We start from the raw sequence: 14,047 nt of genomic DNA on the forward strand, positions 1-14,047 counted from the left end.
GCGGTCGCTGTGTAGGAGCGGCCTTGTGCCGCGAAAGGGCTGCGGTAGCAGCCCCAGCGATATTGACGGTGACTCGGAAACTGGGGCCGCTGCGCGCCCCTTTCGCGGCACAAGGCCGCTCCTACACAGGGACCGCGCGGTCTGATGTACCGATGCCACAGGCAGCCATTGAGGGAAAACCCTCATTGCCGCTCATCCGGTGGCCTCCTAGCATGGATCCGGTAAACCCCCAGGCACAGGAGCACAGCCATGACCAGCAACAACGACGACAAACGCCCGACCCCCGATCCGGCCGAGGACAATGCCTTCTTCCCCTCGCCGTATTCCCTCAGCCAGTTCACCTCACCCAAGTCCGACCTCAGCGGCGCCGATTACCCCGACGCCTACAAGGGCGGACGCTGGAAAATCCTCCTGATCGGCGCCGACGAGCGCTACCTGCTCACCGACAACGGCACGCTGTTCTCCACCGGCAACCATCCCGTGGAAACTCTGCTGCCCATGTACCACCTGGACAAGGCCGGCTTCGCCTTCGACGTCGCGACTTTGTCGGGTAATCCGGTCAAGTTCGAATACTGGGCCATGCCGCGCGAGGACCAGCAGGTGCTCGGCCTGTTCGAGCGCTACAAGCCTGCCTTCAAGCAGCCGCGTAAGCTCGCCGAGGTGATCGACAGTGCCCTGGGGGACGACTCGGACTACATCGGCGTGTTCATTCCCGGTGGTCACGGCGCGTTGATCGGCCTGCCGGAAAGCGAAGAAGTTGCCCAGGTGCTGAAATGGGCGGCGGATCACGACAAGTTCGTCATCACCCTTTGCCACGGGCCGGCGGCGCTGCTGGCTGGCGGCAAACTGTTCGATGGCTACAAGATCTGCGCCTTCCCCGATGAGCTGGATGCCAAGACCCCGGACATCGGCTACATGCCCGGTCACCTGACCTGGAAGTTCGGTGAGCGCCTGCAGGCCCAGGGTGTAGAGATCGTCAACGACGGTATCTCCGGCGCAGTCCACCAGGACCGCCGGCTGCTCACCGGCGACAGCCCGTTGGCCGGCAACGCCTTGGGCAAGCTGGCCGCCGCGGCGTTGCTCAAGGCGACCAACGGCGGGTGAACGGCATGCCGTTCGATGCGGTGGTACAGGCGGTCCGGCAGATCGAGCAGGCCACCACCCTGGCGGCGATCCAGTCGGCCGTGCGCACGTTCGCCCGGCCGCTGGGTTATGACCGCTTCGTGCTGTTCAGCGCCAGCGCTGCTCGGGAAGAAGTGGTCGAGCGCATCCACTGGGTGGAAGGGGACTGGTTCGGTGACGGCCAGGCGGTCGATGCCCGGACCTACGTGCGCCATTGCCCGGTGACCCGCCATCTGCTGGCCGCCCGTGAAGCGTTCTTCTGGAGCAAGCAGCCTAGCCACGAAGGTGAGCGCTATCGGGTGGTTCGGTTGCCCAGCGGGCCGGGTATCCATGGCCTGCAGGTGCCGGTGTTCGGCCCGGCAGGCCTGGAGGGCGCGATGAGCCTGGGTGGCGTGCGAATCGACGCTTCGGCGTCGGCGCGCCTGGCCCTGACCCTGTTGGCCAACGCGGTGTTCCTCGGCGCCCGGCGGCTGCTGGAGGCCCCGCCCGGCGAGGGTCAGCTGTCGGCGCGTGAGCGCCAGGTGCTGGCCTGGACCGCCGCCGGGCAGCGCCAGGCGGATATCGCCGCCACCCTGGGCCTGTCGGTGCGCACTGTGGAAAACCATCTTCGCGCCGCTCGCCGTCGCCTGGGGGTGAGCACCACCGCCCAGGCGATCAGGCTCGCCCTGGGCAGCGGCGCGCTCGACTGACTCAGCCGTTGTGCGCAACCTGCAACACCACCTTGCCGATATGCCGGCCAGATTCCATCAGGGCATGGGCCTGGCTGGCTGCCGCCAGTGGAAAGGTCGCGTGGATCAGCGGCTTGACCGCGCCGCTGCGCACATGGGGCCAGGCCTTCGCCTGCAGTTCCGCGAGAATCGCCGCCTTGTCGTCGGCGCTGCGCGCGCGCAGCGTCGAGCCGATATGGGTCAGGCGCTTGGTCAGCAGGGGGAACAGGTCGACCTCGGTGGCCGGGCCCTTGACCACGCCGATCTGCACGATGCGCCCATCCATGGCCGCGGCCTTGAAATTGCGGGCCACATAGTCGCCGGCGATGATGTCGACGATCACGTCCACGCCCTTGCCCTCGGTGTGCAACATGACCTGTTCGACGAAGTCCTCGCGGGTGTAGTCGATGGCCACGTCGGCGCCCAGTTCGAGGCTGGCGGCCTGTTGCCCGACGCCGTTGACCGTGGTGAGGATCTTCGCCGCGCCCAGGGCCCGGGCCAGTTGCGTGGCGGTGGTGCCGATGCCGGACGCGCCGCCGTGGATCAGCACGCTTTCACCGGCCTTGAAGCCGCCGCGCTGGAACAGGTTGACCCAGACGGTCATGAAGGTTTCCGGCAAGGCCGCGCCCTCGACCATCGACAGGTTGTCCGGCAGGTGCGCGGTGGTGCGCTCGTCGGCCGCGGCGTATTGGGCGTAGCCGCCGCCCTGGACCAGGGCGATCACCGCGTCGCCCACGGCAAAGTGACGGACCTGCTCACCGGTGGCCACGACCTTGCCGGCGATCTCCAGCCCCGGAATGTCCGGCGCGCCGGCGGGCGGGTCGTACAGGCCCTTGCGCTGCAGCAGGTCGGGGCCGTTGACGCCGGCGGCATGGACCTGGATCAGCACCTCCCGGGGGCCTGGTCGAGGCGTGGCATGGGTGGCGGCCTGCAGGACCTCGGGGCCCCCAGGTTGGGTAATATCGATGGCGGTCATGTGAGTGGGGATGTGACGCATGAAGACCTCTGTCATTCTGAGGAAAGGCCGCTTTGGCCTGGTGCGTCACAGGGTATGAAACCCACGCTGCGTGGTCGCGCGGCGATTTTGCGACGCACCTTTGCAGATTTTCTTCAGGTGAGATTTCTGTCGCGATGCCTGCGGGCCGACAAGTAATGGAGTGAGCGAATGAACTGGGATGACGCCCGCATGCTGCTGGCCTTGAGCCGCGAACTGACCCTGCGCCGCGCCGCCCGGGTGCTGCGCGTCGACCAGGCCACCGTGGGCCGGCGGGTGGCGGCGCTGGAGGCCGACCTTGGTGCGACCCTGTTCCTGCGTACCCCCGCCGGTTACCAGTTGACCGCCACCGGCGAAGTGGCCGTGGAGCTGGCGCAGAAGATGGAGCAGGCCGCCCTGGAGCTGGCCCGTCGCACCCGGGGCAGCGATAACGAACAGGCCGGCGAGGTGCGGATCGCCACCACCGATTCCCTGGCGCTGGAGTTCGTCATCCCGGCGCTGCGCCGGTTGCACGACGACCACCCCGAGGTGCGCATCGTGCTCAGCGGCAGCTCGGAGATCGTCAACCTGTCGCAACGCGAAACCGACATCGCTATCCGCAACCAGCGCCCGGACAACCCCGACCTGGTACTGCGCAAGCTGGCCAGCTGGCAGATGGGCCTGTTCGCCTCGGCGGACTACCTGGCGCGTCGCGGCATGCCGCAGGAGGGCAGTTTCGCCGGCCACGACCTGGTGGTGTACGAGCCGTACTGGCGTGATCGCGGGGTACCGACCCTGGTGGACGTGCCCATGGGCGAGGGCCGGGTGGTGATGGCGGCCAATGCCAGCATGATGCTGCGTCGGGGCATCGCCGAAGGGTTGGGCCTGGGCGAGATTCCCGTGGAGTTGGGGCAGCGCGACGGCCTGCTGCGGGTCTGGCCGCAGCGCGCGCGCAGCCAGCCCTACGAGGTCTGGATGGTCACCCATCGCGACCTGCGCCACACGGCGCGGGTGCGGGCAGTGATCGAGCATCTGGTGCGGGCGTTTGCCGATTGAAGAGGCGGTTCTGTCCGGATGCTTTCAGCTGGCGGGCAGCTTCAGCGGATGCAAGGCGCGGAAACTCAGGGCCTCTTCAACCAGCCAGTCATGCACTGCACGCGCTCCCGGCTGGCTCAGCCCGCCCGGCGGATACAGCAGCACATAACGCTTGTGGTTGGCGATCGGCACCCCGAACGGCACGATCAGCGCGCCGCGTTCCAGCTCGTCGTTGAGCAGGGTGCGCCGGGCGATGGCCACGCCGACCCCGGCGATGGCGGCCTCGATGGTCAGGTGGTTGCGGTTGAAGGTGTGTCCGCGGCGCACGTCCAGCCCGCCGGCGCCGATGCCGTCGAGGTAGAACTCCCATTCGGCGTATTCCGAGCTGCCGCGCCAGGCGGTGATGTCGTGCAGCAGCGGGTAGTGGGCCAGGTCCGCCGGGCCGTGCAGCGGCGGGCGGCCGCGCAGCAGGGCCGGTGAGCAGACCGGAAAGATCTGCTCGTCCAGCAGCGGGGTGGAGAGCATGCCCGGATAGCTGCCGTCGTTGAGGTCGATGGCCAGGTCGAAGTCTTCCGGGTGCAACGCCTGGTTGCTGTCCTCGGCCACCAGGCGCAGCTCGATGTCCGGGTAGCGCTGCTGAAAGCGCGGCAGGCGCGGTGTCAGCCACTTGGCCAGGAACGAGGGGATCGAGCGCAGGCGCAGGGTGCCACGGATTTCGCCGGCATCCAGGCGCAGCAGCTCGGCCTCGATGCCGCCGTAGGCTTCGGCCACGGTCTGCGCCAGGCGCTGGCCTTCGGCGGACAGCTCGACGCCGCGGGCGCGGCGCAGGAACAGGCGAAAGCCCAGGCGCTCCTCGAGCTGACGCATCTGCTGGCTGACCGCGCCGGGGGTGATGTGCAGCTCCTCGGCGCAGCGGGTGAACGACAGGTGCCGCGCCGCACAGGAGAACACGTGCAGCCAGACGAACACCTGGCCGTTGAGTGGGCCTTTCATCGTTTAGTCCTGCTAAAGGCTTATGTAGGAAGTTTCGTTGGTCAAGCTGGCCTGAGAGGGGCAGTATCGCGCAACTTGGCAATACCGCTCAAATTTTCCAGAGAGCCGTGGCACATCGTAAAGGGTTGTCACGGTCAGGCATTAGCATGGCTATCAGTGTTTTCGACCTTTTCAAGATTGGCATCGGCCCGTCCAGCTCCCACACCGTCGGCCCCATGCGCGCCGCGGCGACCTTCGCTCAGGCCCTGCGTGAACGCGGCCTGCTGGCCCAGGTGCGGCGAGTCGAGGTGCGCCTGTATGGCTCGCTGTCGGCCACCGGTGTCGGTCACGCCACGGACCGCGCCTGCCTGTTGGGTCTGATGGGGCAGTGGCCTGACCGCATCGACCCGCACAGCATCGAGCCACGCATTGACCAGCTGATGCAGGAGCAGTGCCTGATGCTCGATGGCAGCCAGCCGATCGAGTTCCAGTACAGCCGTGACATGCGCCTGCTCGACGAGAGCCTGGCCTATCACCCCAATGCGATGACCCTGGAGAGCTTCGACGGGCAGGGCTGCCAGTTCAGCCAGACCTACTACTCCGTGGGCGGCGGTTTCATTGTCGAGCAAAGCGAGATCGACGCGCCGCAAGGCAGTGACAGCGAGGTCGCCTTGCCCTATGAGTTCTCCAGCGGCGCCGAGCTGTTGGCCTTGTGCAAGGCCCATAACCTGAGCGTCAGCCAGCTGATGCTGGCCAATGAGTGCGCCTGGCGCCCGGAAAGCGAGGTGCGCGAGGGCCTGCTGAAGATCTGGGCGGCGATGGGCGAGTGCGTCGACAACGGTCTGCGCAACGAAGGCATCCTGCCCGGCGGGCTCAAGGTCAAGCGCCGGGCGGCGCGCCTGCACCGCAGCCTGCAGGAGGTCGGCAAGCCCAACGTGATCGGTTCGACCCTCAGCGCCATGGAGTGGGTCAACCTGTTCGCCCTGGCGGTCAACGAAGAGAACGCCGCCGGTGGGCGCATGGTCACAGCGCCTACCAACGGCGCGGCCGGGATCATCCCGGCGGTGCTGCATTACTACATGAAGTTCAACCCCGGTGCCTGTGACGACGACGTGGTGGCGTTTCTCCTGGCCGCTGCAGCAGTGGGCATCCTGTGCAAGAAGAACGCCTCGATCTCCGGTGCCGAAGTGGGCTGCCAGGGCGAGGTGGGCTCGGCCTGCTCGATGGCCGCCGCGGGGCTTGCCGAAGTGCTTGGCGCCACGCCGCCGCAGCTGGAAAACGCTGCCGAGATTGCCCTTGAGCACAACCTCGGGCTGACCTGCGACCCGGTCGGCGGCCTGGTGCAGATCCCCTGCATCGAGCGCAACGCGATCGCCGCGGTGAAGGCCATCAACGCCGTGCAGATGGCCCTGCGCGGCGACGGCGAACACTTCATCTCCCTCGACCGGGTGATTCGCACCATGCGCGACACCGGCGCGGACATGCACGCCAACTACAAGGAAACCTCCCGCGGCGGCCTGGCTGTCGCGTTCGTCGAGTGCTGAAAATCCAGTCTTTGACTTCGTGAAAGCGGCGGTGCACCGCTCCCACGAAGTGCCCGACAAACCTGATTGAACCTGCAACACCCGCTGTACCTGCGACAAAAACAACTACAAGGCGATACCCATGACTGATGTACAAAGCACCACGAGCGTTCGTGCGGATTCGGCTGCCCTGGCTTCGACCAGCGGCTCGACCACCTGGAACCGCCACGACACCACCTGGGCCCTGGGCCTGTATGGCACGGCGATCGGCGCCGGCACCTTGTTCCTGCCGATCAACGCCGGGGTCGGCGGGTTCTGGCCGCTGCTGATCCTGGCGCTGCTGGCGTTCCCCATGACCTTCTTCGCCCACCGGGCGTTGACCCGCTTCGTGCTGTCCGGGCGCAAGGGCGGCAACGAGGACATCACCGAGGTGGTGGAAGAGCACTTCGGCGTGGGTGCCGGCAAGCTCATCACCTTGCTGTACTTCTTCGCCATCTTCCCGATCCTGCTGGTCTACAGCGTGGCCTTGACCAACACCCTGACCAGCTTCTTCGAGCACCAGCTGCACATCGGCGCGCCGCCGCGGGCGCTGCTGGCCCTGCTGTTGATCTGCGGGCTGATGATCGTGGTGCGCTGCGGCCAGCAGATCATCGTCAAGGCCATGAGCGTGCTGGTCTATCCCTTCGTTGCCTCGTTATTGTTGCTGGCCTTGAGCCTGATTCCCAACTGGAACGGCGCGTTCTTCGCCCAGGCCAACGAAGGCATCAGCGCCTCGAAGCTGCTGCTGACCCTGTGGCTGGCGATCCCGGTGATGGTGTTCTCGTTCAACCACTCGCCGATCATCTCGGCGTTCGCCGTCGACCAGAAGCACCGTTATGGCAATGATGCCGACCGCAAGAGCGGCCGCACCCTGGCCACCGCCCATGTGATGATGGTGCTGACGGTGATGTTCTTCTGCTTCAGCTGCGTGCTGGCCCTGAGCCCGGCCGACCTGGCCGCGGCCAAGGCGCAGAACATCTCGATCCTGTCGTACCTGGCCAACCACTTCCAGACCCCGGTGATTGCCTTTGTAGCGCCGCTGATCGCGCTGGTGGCGATCACCAAGTCGTTCCTCGGTCACTACATCGGTGCCAGCGAAGGCTTCCAGGGCATGATCGTCAAGAGCCTGCGCGGACGCGGCAAGACCTGGCCGGCCAAGCGCCTGGAGCGCGCCACGGCGTTGTTCATGCTGGTGACCTGCTGGGCGGTGGCGACCCTCAACCCGAGCATTCTCGGGCTGATCGAAAGCCTGGGTGGGCCAGTGATCGCCTGCCTGCTGTTCCTGATGCCGATGTATGCGGTGCAGAAGGTACCGGCGTTGCGTCAGTACTCGGGCAAGCTGTCGAACGTGTTCGTGGTTTTGATCGGCTTGATCACGCTGTCGGCGATCGCCTATAGCTTCATGGCCTGACCGATGATCGCGGGGCCAGCTCGCTCCCACACCTTGATGTGGCGGCTGGCTGGCCCCGCGATAAGCCCTACGGGCTGGACTGCCTCACTTCGACTTCTGCTGCAATGCCACGAAGCTGCGGCGCATGTCGCTGGCCCAGCCATCGAGCACCGGCTTGACGTCGTTCAGGGTCAGTTGCGTGCTGTCGTTCTCCAGCTCCTTGCCGCTGCCCTTGCGTACCACCTGCGCCAGCACGTTCTGGTTGCCGCCGTCGAGGAACGCAGCCTCCACGGCAATGTCCACGGCCTGGTCGCGACCGCCCGCGGCCGTGTTGACCGCCGCGGCCACCAGGGCGATGGGGATCACCTCGTAGGGTTTGAGGCCTTCGGTGCTGGTGGACACCGCGGTGATCGCCGGGCGCACCACGATGGTGTTCGGGCCAGGCTCGTTGACCAGGGTGAGCACGCTACCCAGTTCGCGGCGCATCGCTTCGTTGAAGTAGCGGGTGATCTCCTGCAGGGTCTGCGCCGAGATCACGTTGGTCGGTTGCGGCTTGGGATAGAACTGGCTCGGTTCGATGAACACCTTGGTGTACTGGCTGGCCTTCACATCCGGATCGATCCAGCGCATCACCGGCGCGCCGGAGACGCTCTCGGCCGGTTTCAGGCGGCTGTAGTCCTTGAGAAAGCCGGAATAGTCCTTGGGATCGATACGGTTGCTGGAGCAGGCAACCAGGGCCAGCAGAGCAGCGCACAGCAGGGTGGTGCGAGGCAGGTGCTTCATGATGACGAGGTCCATGAGGGAAGTGGCCAGAACAACGCTAGCAGGTGGTTGGCCGAAGGCCAGTGTCCGGTGTCGACGGTTGCAGTTTCCTACTGTGTTGCCGGAATTCGCTGGCTATCGATGGAGCTCTGGCACTGTGAAGATATGCCCTTTACGGGTACGTTTACTCTGGAGGTCCACTATGACCAGCAAACTCATTGAATCACTGCGTGCCGACCTATCGGCCCTCGAGCAGGCAGGTGCCGTCGGCAAGGTCACGTTGCGTGACTTCGAGGCCATCTGCCCAGCCCCGTTGCGGGCGTTCAGCGCCCAGGATATTCGCCACCTGCGCGAAGCGCTGAATTTCAGCCAACCGGTGTTCGCCCTCCACCTGCACACCAGTGCATCGACGGTGCGCAAGTGGGAGCAGGGCGAAACGCGCCCGGCCGGGCCTGCCTTGAAGCTACTGAACATCATCGCCGACAAGGGGCTGCAGGCCATCCTCTGAAGCAGGGTTGTCAGCCCAGCGCCTCGCGCAACCGGTACCACAGCATGCCCAGCGCCAGCAGCGGTGAGCGCAGTGCCTTGCCGCCGGGGAAGGTCAGGTGCGGCACCGCGCTGAACACATCGAAGCCGTGGCTGTGCTCGGTGGCGATGGCCTCGGCGAGCAGCTTCGCGGTCCAATGGGTGACGTTCAGGCCATGCCCGGAGTAACCCTGGGCATAGAATACGTTGGGGTGCTGGCCGAGCCGACCGACCTGGGGGAAACGGTTGGCGGTGATGCCGATCATGCCGCCCCACTGGTAGTCCAGGCGTACCTCGGCCAGTTGCGGGAATACCTTGAGCACCTTGGGCCGCATGTAGGCGCCGATGTCCTTGGGGTCGCGCCCGGAATAGTGGCAGGCGCCGCCGAACAGCAGGCGGCGGTCGGCGGTCAGGCGGTAGTAGTCCAGCCCCACCTTCTGGTCGCACAGCGCCATGTTCTGCGGGATCAGCGTGCGCGCCAGGGCCTCGGGCAAGGGCTCGGTTGCCACCACATAGCTGCCAGCCGGCAGCACCTTGCCGCACAGGCGTGGTTCCAGCGCGTCGAGATGGGCGTTGCAGCCCAGGATCAGGCTTTGAGCGCGGACCTTGCCCCGGGCGGTGTGCAGGGTCACCGTGCTGCCATGCTCGATGCGCAGCACCGGGCTGTGCTCGAAGATCCGCACACCCAGGCCGTGGGCGGCGCGCGCCTCACCCTGGACCAGGTCGAGCGGGTGCAGGTGGCCCGATCCCATGTCCACCAGGCCGCCGGCGTACAGGTCACTGGCGACGATCTCGCGCATGCGTTCAGGGTTGACCAGACGGGTCTCGTGGCGATAGCCCTGTTCAGCCAGGTCGCGCTGCTCGTCTTCGAAGGCGGCGAACTGGGCGGGAGTGTTGGCCAGCTCGCAGAAACCCCAGCGCAGGTCGCATTCGATGCCGTATTGCTCGATGCGATTGGCCACCAGGGCCACCGAATCGATGCCGGCCTGCTTGAGGTAGCGCACGCCGTCCTGGCCGACATGGCGGGCAAAGCCGGACACGTCGTGGCCGATGCCGCGGATCAGCTGGCCGCCGTTGCGTCCGCTGGCGCCCCAGCCGATGCGGCGAGCTTCCAGCAGGATCACCGAGAGGCCGCGCTCGGCCAGTTCCAGGGCGGCATTGACCCCGGTCAGGCCGCCGCCGACCACGCAGACATCAGCCTGCAGGTCCTGGTCGAGCACCGGATAGGTGGCCGCCTGGCGCGCCGAGGCGGCATAGTAGGAGGCGGTGTGTTCGTTCATCTGTGGCATGGGTGGGCTCGGCTCAGCGGTTGGACTTGATCTTGCTCCAGGAGCGGGTCATCTGCCGCAGGATCCCGGGGCTCTGCATGGTCGAGACATACAGGTTGTCCAGCACTTCCTGGGGCGGGTAGATTTCGGGGTTGTTCACCAGCGCCGGATCCATGTCGGCCTTGGCGTCCGGGTTGGCGTTGGCGTAGCCGACCGTGGCGCTGACCTTGGCAATTACCTTGGGGTCGAGCAGGTAGTTGATGAAGGCCAGGGCCTGCTCGGGGTTCTTGGCATCCTTGGGGATGGCCAGCAGGTCGAACCACAGGTTGCTGCCTTCCTTGGGAATGCTGTAGGCGACCTTGACGCCATTACCGGCCTCTTCGGCGCGGTGGGCGGCTTGCAGCACGTCGCCGGAATAGCCGAAGGCGACGCAGACATCGCCGTTGGCCAGGTCCGAGACGTACTTGGAGGAGTGGAAGTAAGTGATGTAGGGGCGCAGCTCCAGCAGGCGGGCCTCGGCCTTGCGGTAGTCGTCGGCCTTCTCGCTGCGCGGGTTCATGCCCAGGTAGTTGAGCATGGCCGGGAACAGCTCGTCCGGCGAGTCCATGAACGCCACGCCACACTGCTTGAGCTTCTTCAGGTTCTCGGCTTCGAACAGCACCGCCCAGGAATCGATCTTGTCGATGCCCAGCACCGCCTTGACCTTGTCGACGTTGTAGCCGATACCGTTGGTGCCCCAAAGGTACGGCACGGCGTACTGGTTGCCCGGGTCGTTTTGCTCGAGCTGCTTGAGCAGCTGTGGGTCCAGGTGTCGCCAGTTCGGCAGCTTGCTGCGGTCCAGCGGCAGGAACGCGCCGGCCTGGGCCTGGCGCGCGAGGAAATGGTTGGAGGGCACGACCACATCGTAGCCGGTGCGCCCGGCCAGCAGCTTGCCCTCCAGGGTTTCGTTGGAGTCGAACACGTCATAGACCACCTTGATCCCGCTGCTGGCCTGGAAATCGGCCAGGGTGGTGTCACCGATGTAGTCGGTCCAGTTGTACACGCTGACCGTCGGCTGGGCCTGGACGGCGGCGCCGAACAGCAGGGCGAAGGTTGCGGGGATCATGGCTTTGCGATGACTCATGGTCGACACCTCGTTGGTCTTGTTCTTCGAATTCGGTGGTGTAGGGGCTGCTGCGCAGCCCATTCGCGGCACAAGGCCGCTCCTACTGAACGCGCGCAGCCCCTGTAGGAGCGGCCTTGTGCCGCGAAAGGGGCGCAAAGCGCCCCCGAGGGGGCTTAAACGCTCAGCAGCAGGAACTCCCGCTCCCACGAGCTGATCACCCGCTTGAAGTTCTCATGCTCGGCACGCTTGACCGCGACATAGCCCTGGACGAACTGCTGGCCCAGGTACTGCTGGACCTTTTCGCTGTCTTCCATGTGCTGCAGTGCGTCCTCGATGGTGATCGGCAGGCGCAGGTTGCGTCGCTCGTAGGCGCGGCCCTGCACCGGGGCACTGGGCTCCAGTTTTTCGACCATGCCGATGTAGCCGCACAACAGGCTCGCGGCGATGGCCAGGTAGGGGTTGGCGTCGGCGCCCGGCAAGCGGTTCTCCACGCGCATCGCCTCGGGGCTGGAGGTCGGCACGCGCAGCCCGGCGGTGCGGTTCTCCTCACCCCACTCGACGTTCACCGGCGCCGAGGTGTCGGGCAGGAAACGACGGAACGAGTTGACGTTCGGGGCGAACATCGGCAGCAGCTTGGGGATGTACTTCTGCAGGCCACCGATATGGTGCAGGAACAGCTCGCTCATGCTGCCGTCGTCATTGGCGAAGATCGGCTTGCCGGTGGCGATGTCGACCACGCTCTGGTGCAGGTGCATGGCGCTGCCCGGCTCGTCGGTGATCGGCTTGGCCATGAAGGTGGCGGTGACGTTGTGCTTGAGCGCCGCCTCGCGCAGGGTGCGCTTGAACACGGTGATCTGGTCGGCCAGGTCCAGGGCGTCGCCGTGACGGAAGTTGATTTCCATCTGCGCCGGGCCGTCCTCGTGGATCAGCGTGTCCAGGTCCAGGCCCTGGATCTCGCACCAGTCGTAGACGTCCTCGAACAACGGGTCGAATTCGTTGGCGGCGTCGATGGAGAAGGACTGGCGGCCACTTTCGGCGCGCCCCGAGCGGCCCAGCGGCACCTGCAGCGGCAGGTCCGGGTCTTCGCAGCGCTGGGTCAGGTAGAACTCCATCTCCGGCGCGACGATCGGCTGCCAGCCCTTGTCGGCATACAGCTTGAGCACTTTCTTCAGCACGTTGCGCGGCGACAGCTCAATGGGGTTGCCCTGCTTGTCGAAGGTGTCGTGGATGACGATCGCGGTCGGTTCGATGGCCCAGGGGATCTGGTACACCGCCGCGGGGTCGGGGCGGCAGACCATGTCGATGTCGGCGGCGTCGAGCAGGCTGTAGTAAATGTCGTCATCGACGTAGTCGCCGGTGACGGTCTGCAGCAGCACGCTCTCGGGCAGGCGCATGCCGCGCTCGTGGAGGAACTTGGCGGTCGGGGCGATCTTGCCGCGGGCGATGCCGGTCAGGTCGCTGATCACGCATTCGACTTCGGTGATCCGGTGTTCTTTCAGCCAGGTGGACAGCTGATCGAAGGGGGCGTTCATACAAACCTCTTGGTTGGGTAGTTGTGGTGGGACGCAAGGCGTTCATCGCCGCAGGGCACTTCCCACAGGTGACGCTGAGGACTATCTTGGTCGCTGCCCCCCGGGGCGATCTATCCACTTTCTTCGGCAATCAATGCACCAAAAGAGTGCAACTAGGACAGCGCGTGACAACGCCAACCGCCTTGCAGGTCCAGGACTTCCGCACCACCGACGTGACCGAGCAGACCCGCACCACCCCGGGCTGGCAGCAGCAGTACCGGCAGATGTCCCCCGGGCATTTCAACGGCCAACTGCGCTGGCTGGGGCTCGATGGCGTCGAGGTGTACGAGGAGCGCCTGAACACCCGGGTCGAGCAGTTCTTCCGCGCCCCCAGTGGCGCCCTGGCGTTCTGCTTCGACCGTAGCGAGAACAGCCTCTATCTGCTCAACGAAGACAGCCGCAACATCTGGATCACCCCGGAGAACTACCAGGAAGTGGCGGTGGTGTTCGAGCAGCCGTTCCTGGCCAGCCATGGCCTCGACCTGGAGCGTCTGCGCGGCCTGTTCATGGTGCCGCTGACCTGCCAGCAGAATGCCCTGTTCGGCAACTGGCTGAGCGCCACCCTGACCCGCCTGGGCCAGGCCGATTGCCCGCTGGAGGGCAGGGCGCTGGCCGAGCAGCTGCTGGAGGATTGCCTGTTCATCCTCGACAACGCTGGGCAGCGCCTGCAGGGCGAGGCGCTCGGACGGCGCGACGAGGAGCGGGCGATCATGCGCCGGGTCAGCGAATGGGCCGCAGACTGCCCTGACGAAACCCTCAACCTGGTGGAGCTGGCCAAGGTCGCCGGGGTTTCCGTGCGCCAGTTGCAGCAGGCCTTCAAGGGCTTCACCAACCTGCCGCCGGCGCACTGGTTGCGCCTGCGGCGGCTGAACGGCGCGCGACGCGACCTGCTGGCAGGTGACGCGACCGTGGCCGAGGTGGCCATGCGCTGGTCGTTCTGGCATTTGGGGCGGTTCTCCGAAAGCTACCGCCAGCTGTTCCGCGAACTGCCGAGCGAGACGCTCAGGCGTGGTCGGGGAAACTAGGACCGAGCGGCAAAACTTGCTAGGGTGCCC

General features: G+C 66.0%; 13 protein-coding genes. 7 read left to right on the forward strand and 6 right to left on the reverse strand.

Annotated elements, in window-relative coordinates; all coding sequences use genetic code 11:
* Positions 1-249 precede the first annotated feature (249 nt).
* Together hchA and VUG52_RS11705 are read left to right on the forward strand one after the other, a co-directional pair.
* Positions 250-1,104 carry a glyoxalase III HchA gene (gene hchA / locus VUG52_RS11700; RefSeq protein WP_262951241.1) on the forward strand — a complete coding sequence of 285 codons (855 nt, stop codon included), beginning with the start codon at positions 250-252 and terminating at the stop codon, positions 1,102-1,104.
* A 5-nt stretch (positions 1,105-1,109) separates the two neighbouring features.
* The gene (locus VUG52_RS11705; RefSeq protein WP_262951242.1) at positions 1,110-1,811 is read left to right on the forward strand and encodes a PA1136 family autoinducer-binding transcriptional regulator; all 702 of its coding nucleotides are present in this window, start codon (positions 1,110-1,112) and stop codon (positions 1,809-1,811) included.
* Between the two features lies 1 nt (position 1,812).
* On the opposite strand, the gene VUG52_RS11710 is transcribed toward VUG52_RS11705, so the two are convergent.
* Positions 1,813-2,805 carry an NAD(P)H-quinone oxidoreductase gene (locus tag VUG52_RS11710; RefSeq protein ID WP_331833169.1) on the reverse strand — a complete coding sequence of 331 codons (993 nt, stop codon included), beginning with the start codon at positions 2,803-2,805 and terminating at the stop codon, positions 1,813-1,815.
* A gap of 189 nt (positions 2,806-2,994) precedes the next feature.
* Between VUG52_RS11710 and VUG52_RS11715 the strand changes: the two genes are divergently transcribed.
* Complete coding sequence (locus tag VUG52_RS11715) at positions 2,995-3,858, forward strand: LysR family transcriptional regulator (RefSeq protein WP_186714121.1); 864 nt, start codon at positions 2,995-2,997, stop codon at positions 3,856-3,858.
* A gap of 24 nt (positions 3,859-3,882) precedes the next feature.
* Here VUG52_RS11715 and VUG52_RS11720 read toward each other — a convergent pair whose 3' ends face one another.
* A complete protein-coding gene (locus tag VUG52_RS11720) occupies positions 3,883-4,830 on the reverse strand; it encodes a LysR substrate-binding domain-containing protein (RefSeq protein ID WP_050705587.1) in 948 nt (315 codons plus the stop codon).
* Positions 4,831-4,976: 146 nt separating this feature from the next.
* On the opposite strand from VUG52_RS11720, the gene VUG52_RS11725 reads away from it, so the two are divergent.
* Together VUG52_RS11725 and VUG52_RS11730 are read left to right on the forward strand one after the other, a co-directional pair.
* Positions 4,977-6,353: an L-serine ammonia-lyase gene (locus tag VUG52_RS11725; RefSeq protein WP_050705588.1), complete on the forward strand. Its 1,377-nt coding sequence runs from the start codon at positions 4,977-4,979 to the stop codon at positions 6,351-6,353.
* A gap of 121 nt (positions 6,354-6,474) precedes the next feature.
* A complete protein-coding gene (locus VUG52_RS11730) occupies positions 6,475-7,782 on the forward strand; it encodes a serine/threonine transporter (protein ID WP_050705589.1) in 1,308 nt (435 codons plus the stop codon).
* 84 nt (positions 7,783-7,866) lie between these two features.
* Here the strand turns inward: VUG52_RS11730 and VUG52_RS11735 are convergent, their stop codons facing one another.
* Positions 7,867-8,544 carry a DUF3313 domain-containing protein gene (locus VUG52_RS11735; protein WP_331832990.1) on the reverse strand — a complete coding sequence of 226 codons (678 nt, stop codon included), beginning with the start codon at positions 8,542-8,544 and terminating at the stop codon, positions 7,867-7,869.
* A gap of 181 nt (positions 8,545-8,725) precedes the next feature.
* Here VUG52_RS11735 and VUG52_RS11740 point away from each other — a divergent pair, with 181 nt between their 5' ends.
* Entirely contained in the window at positions 8,726-9,031 is a 306-nt protein-coding gene (locus tag VUG52_RS11740; RefSeq protein WP_050705591.1) for a helix-turn-helix domain-containing protein, read from the forward strand.
* Positions 9,032-9,041: 10 nt separating this feature from the next.
* Here VUG52_RS11740 and VUG52_RS11745 read toward each other — a convergent pair whose 3' ends face one another.
* From VUG52_RS11745 to VUG52_RS11755, 3 genes are all read right to left on the reverse strand, one after another.
* Positions 9,042-10,337 (reverse strand): NAD(P)/FAD-dependent oxidoreductase, encoded by a 1,296-nt coding sequence (locus tag VUG52_RS11745; RefSeq protein WP_050705592.1) that lies wholly within the window; start codon positions 10,335-10,337, stop codon positions 9,042-9,044.
* 13 nt (positions 10,338-10,350) lie between these two features.
* On the reverse strand, positions 10,351-11,439 hold the full coding sequence (locus tag VUG52_RS11750; RefSeq protein ID WP_050705593.1) for a polyamine ABC transporter substrate-binding protein: 1,089 nt from the start codon (positions 11,437-11,439) through the stop codon (positions 10,351-10,353).
* Positions 11,440-11,594: 155 nt separating this feature from the next.
* Positions 11,595-12,953, reverse strand: coding sequence for a glutamine synthetase family protein (locus VUG52_RS11755; protein ID WP_262951252.1), 1,359 nt, complete (start codon positions 12,951-12,953; stop codon positions 11,595-11,597).
* A 164-nt stretch (positions 12,954-13,117) separates the two neighbouring features.
* Between VUG52_RS11755 and VUG52_RS11760 the strand changes: the two genes are divergently transcribed.
* Positions 13,118-14,017 (forward strand): helix-turn-helix domain-containing protein, encoded by a 900-nt coding sequence (locus VUG52_RS11760; protein ID WP_262951254.1) that lies wholly within the window; start codon positions 13,118-13,120, stop codon positions 14,015-14,017.
* Positions 14,018-14,047: the final 30 nt, after the last annotated feature.

The organism is Pseudomonas sp. LH21 (assembly GCF_036549575.1).
Taxonomy (GTDB): Bacteria; Pseudomonadota; Gammaproteobacteria; order Pseudomonadales; family Pseudomonadaceae; genus Aquipseudomonas; species Aquipseudomonas peradeniyensis.

Excerpts from the sequence above, each read along its gene's own strand:
- hchA (WP_262951241.1), top strand. The coding sequence starts at position 250 with ATGACCAGCAACAACGACGACAAACGCCCGACCCCCGATCCGGCCGAG.
- VUG52_RS11705 (WP_262951242.1), top strand. The coding sequence starts at position 1,110 with ATGCCGTTCGATGCGGTGGTACAGGCGGTCCGGCAGATCGAGCAGGCC.
- VUG52_RS11710 (WP_331833169.1), bottom strand. The coding sequence starts at position 2,805 with ATGACCGCCATCGATATTACCCAACCTGGGGGCCCCGAGGTCCTGCAG.
- VUG52_RS11715 (WP_186714121.1), top strand. The coding sequence starts at position 2,995 with ATGAACTGGGATGACGCCCGCATGCTGCTGGCCTTGAGCCGCGAACTG.
- VUG52_RS11720 (WP_050705587.1), bottom strand. The coding sequence starts at position 4,830 with ATGAAAGGCCCACTCAACGGCCAGGTGTTCGTCTGGCTGCACGTGTTC.
- VUG52_RS11725 (WP_050705588.1), top strand. The coding sequence starts at position 4,977 with ATGGCTATCAGTGTTTTCGACCTTTTCAAGATTGGCATCGGCCCGTCC.
- VUG52_RS11730 (WP_050705589.1), top strand. The coding sequence starts at position 6,475 with ATGACTGATGTACAAAGCACCACGAGCGTTCGTGCGGATTCGGCTGCC.
- VUG52_RS11735 (WP_331832990.1), bottom strand. The coding sequence starts at position 8,544 with ATGAAGCACCTGCCTCGCACCACCCTGCTGTGCGCTGCTCTGCTGGCC.
- VUG52_RS11740 (WP_050705591.1), top strand. The coding sequence starts at position 8,726 with ATGACCAGCAAACTCATTGAATCACTGCGTGCCGACCTATCGGCCCTC.
- VUG52_RS11745 (WP_050705592.1), bottom strand. The coding sequence starts at position 10,337 with ATGCCACAGATGAACGAACACACCGCCTCCTACTATGCCGCCTCGGCG.
- VUG52_RS11750 (WP_050705593.1), bottom strand. The coding sequence starts at position 11,439 with ATGAGTCATCGCAAAGCCATGATCCCCGCAACCTTCGCCCTGCTGTTC.
- VUG52_RS11755 (WP_262951252.1), bottom strand. The coding sequence starts at position 12,953 with ATGAACGCCCCCTTCGATCAGCTGTCCACCTGGCTGAAAGAACACCGG.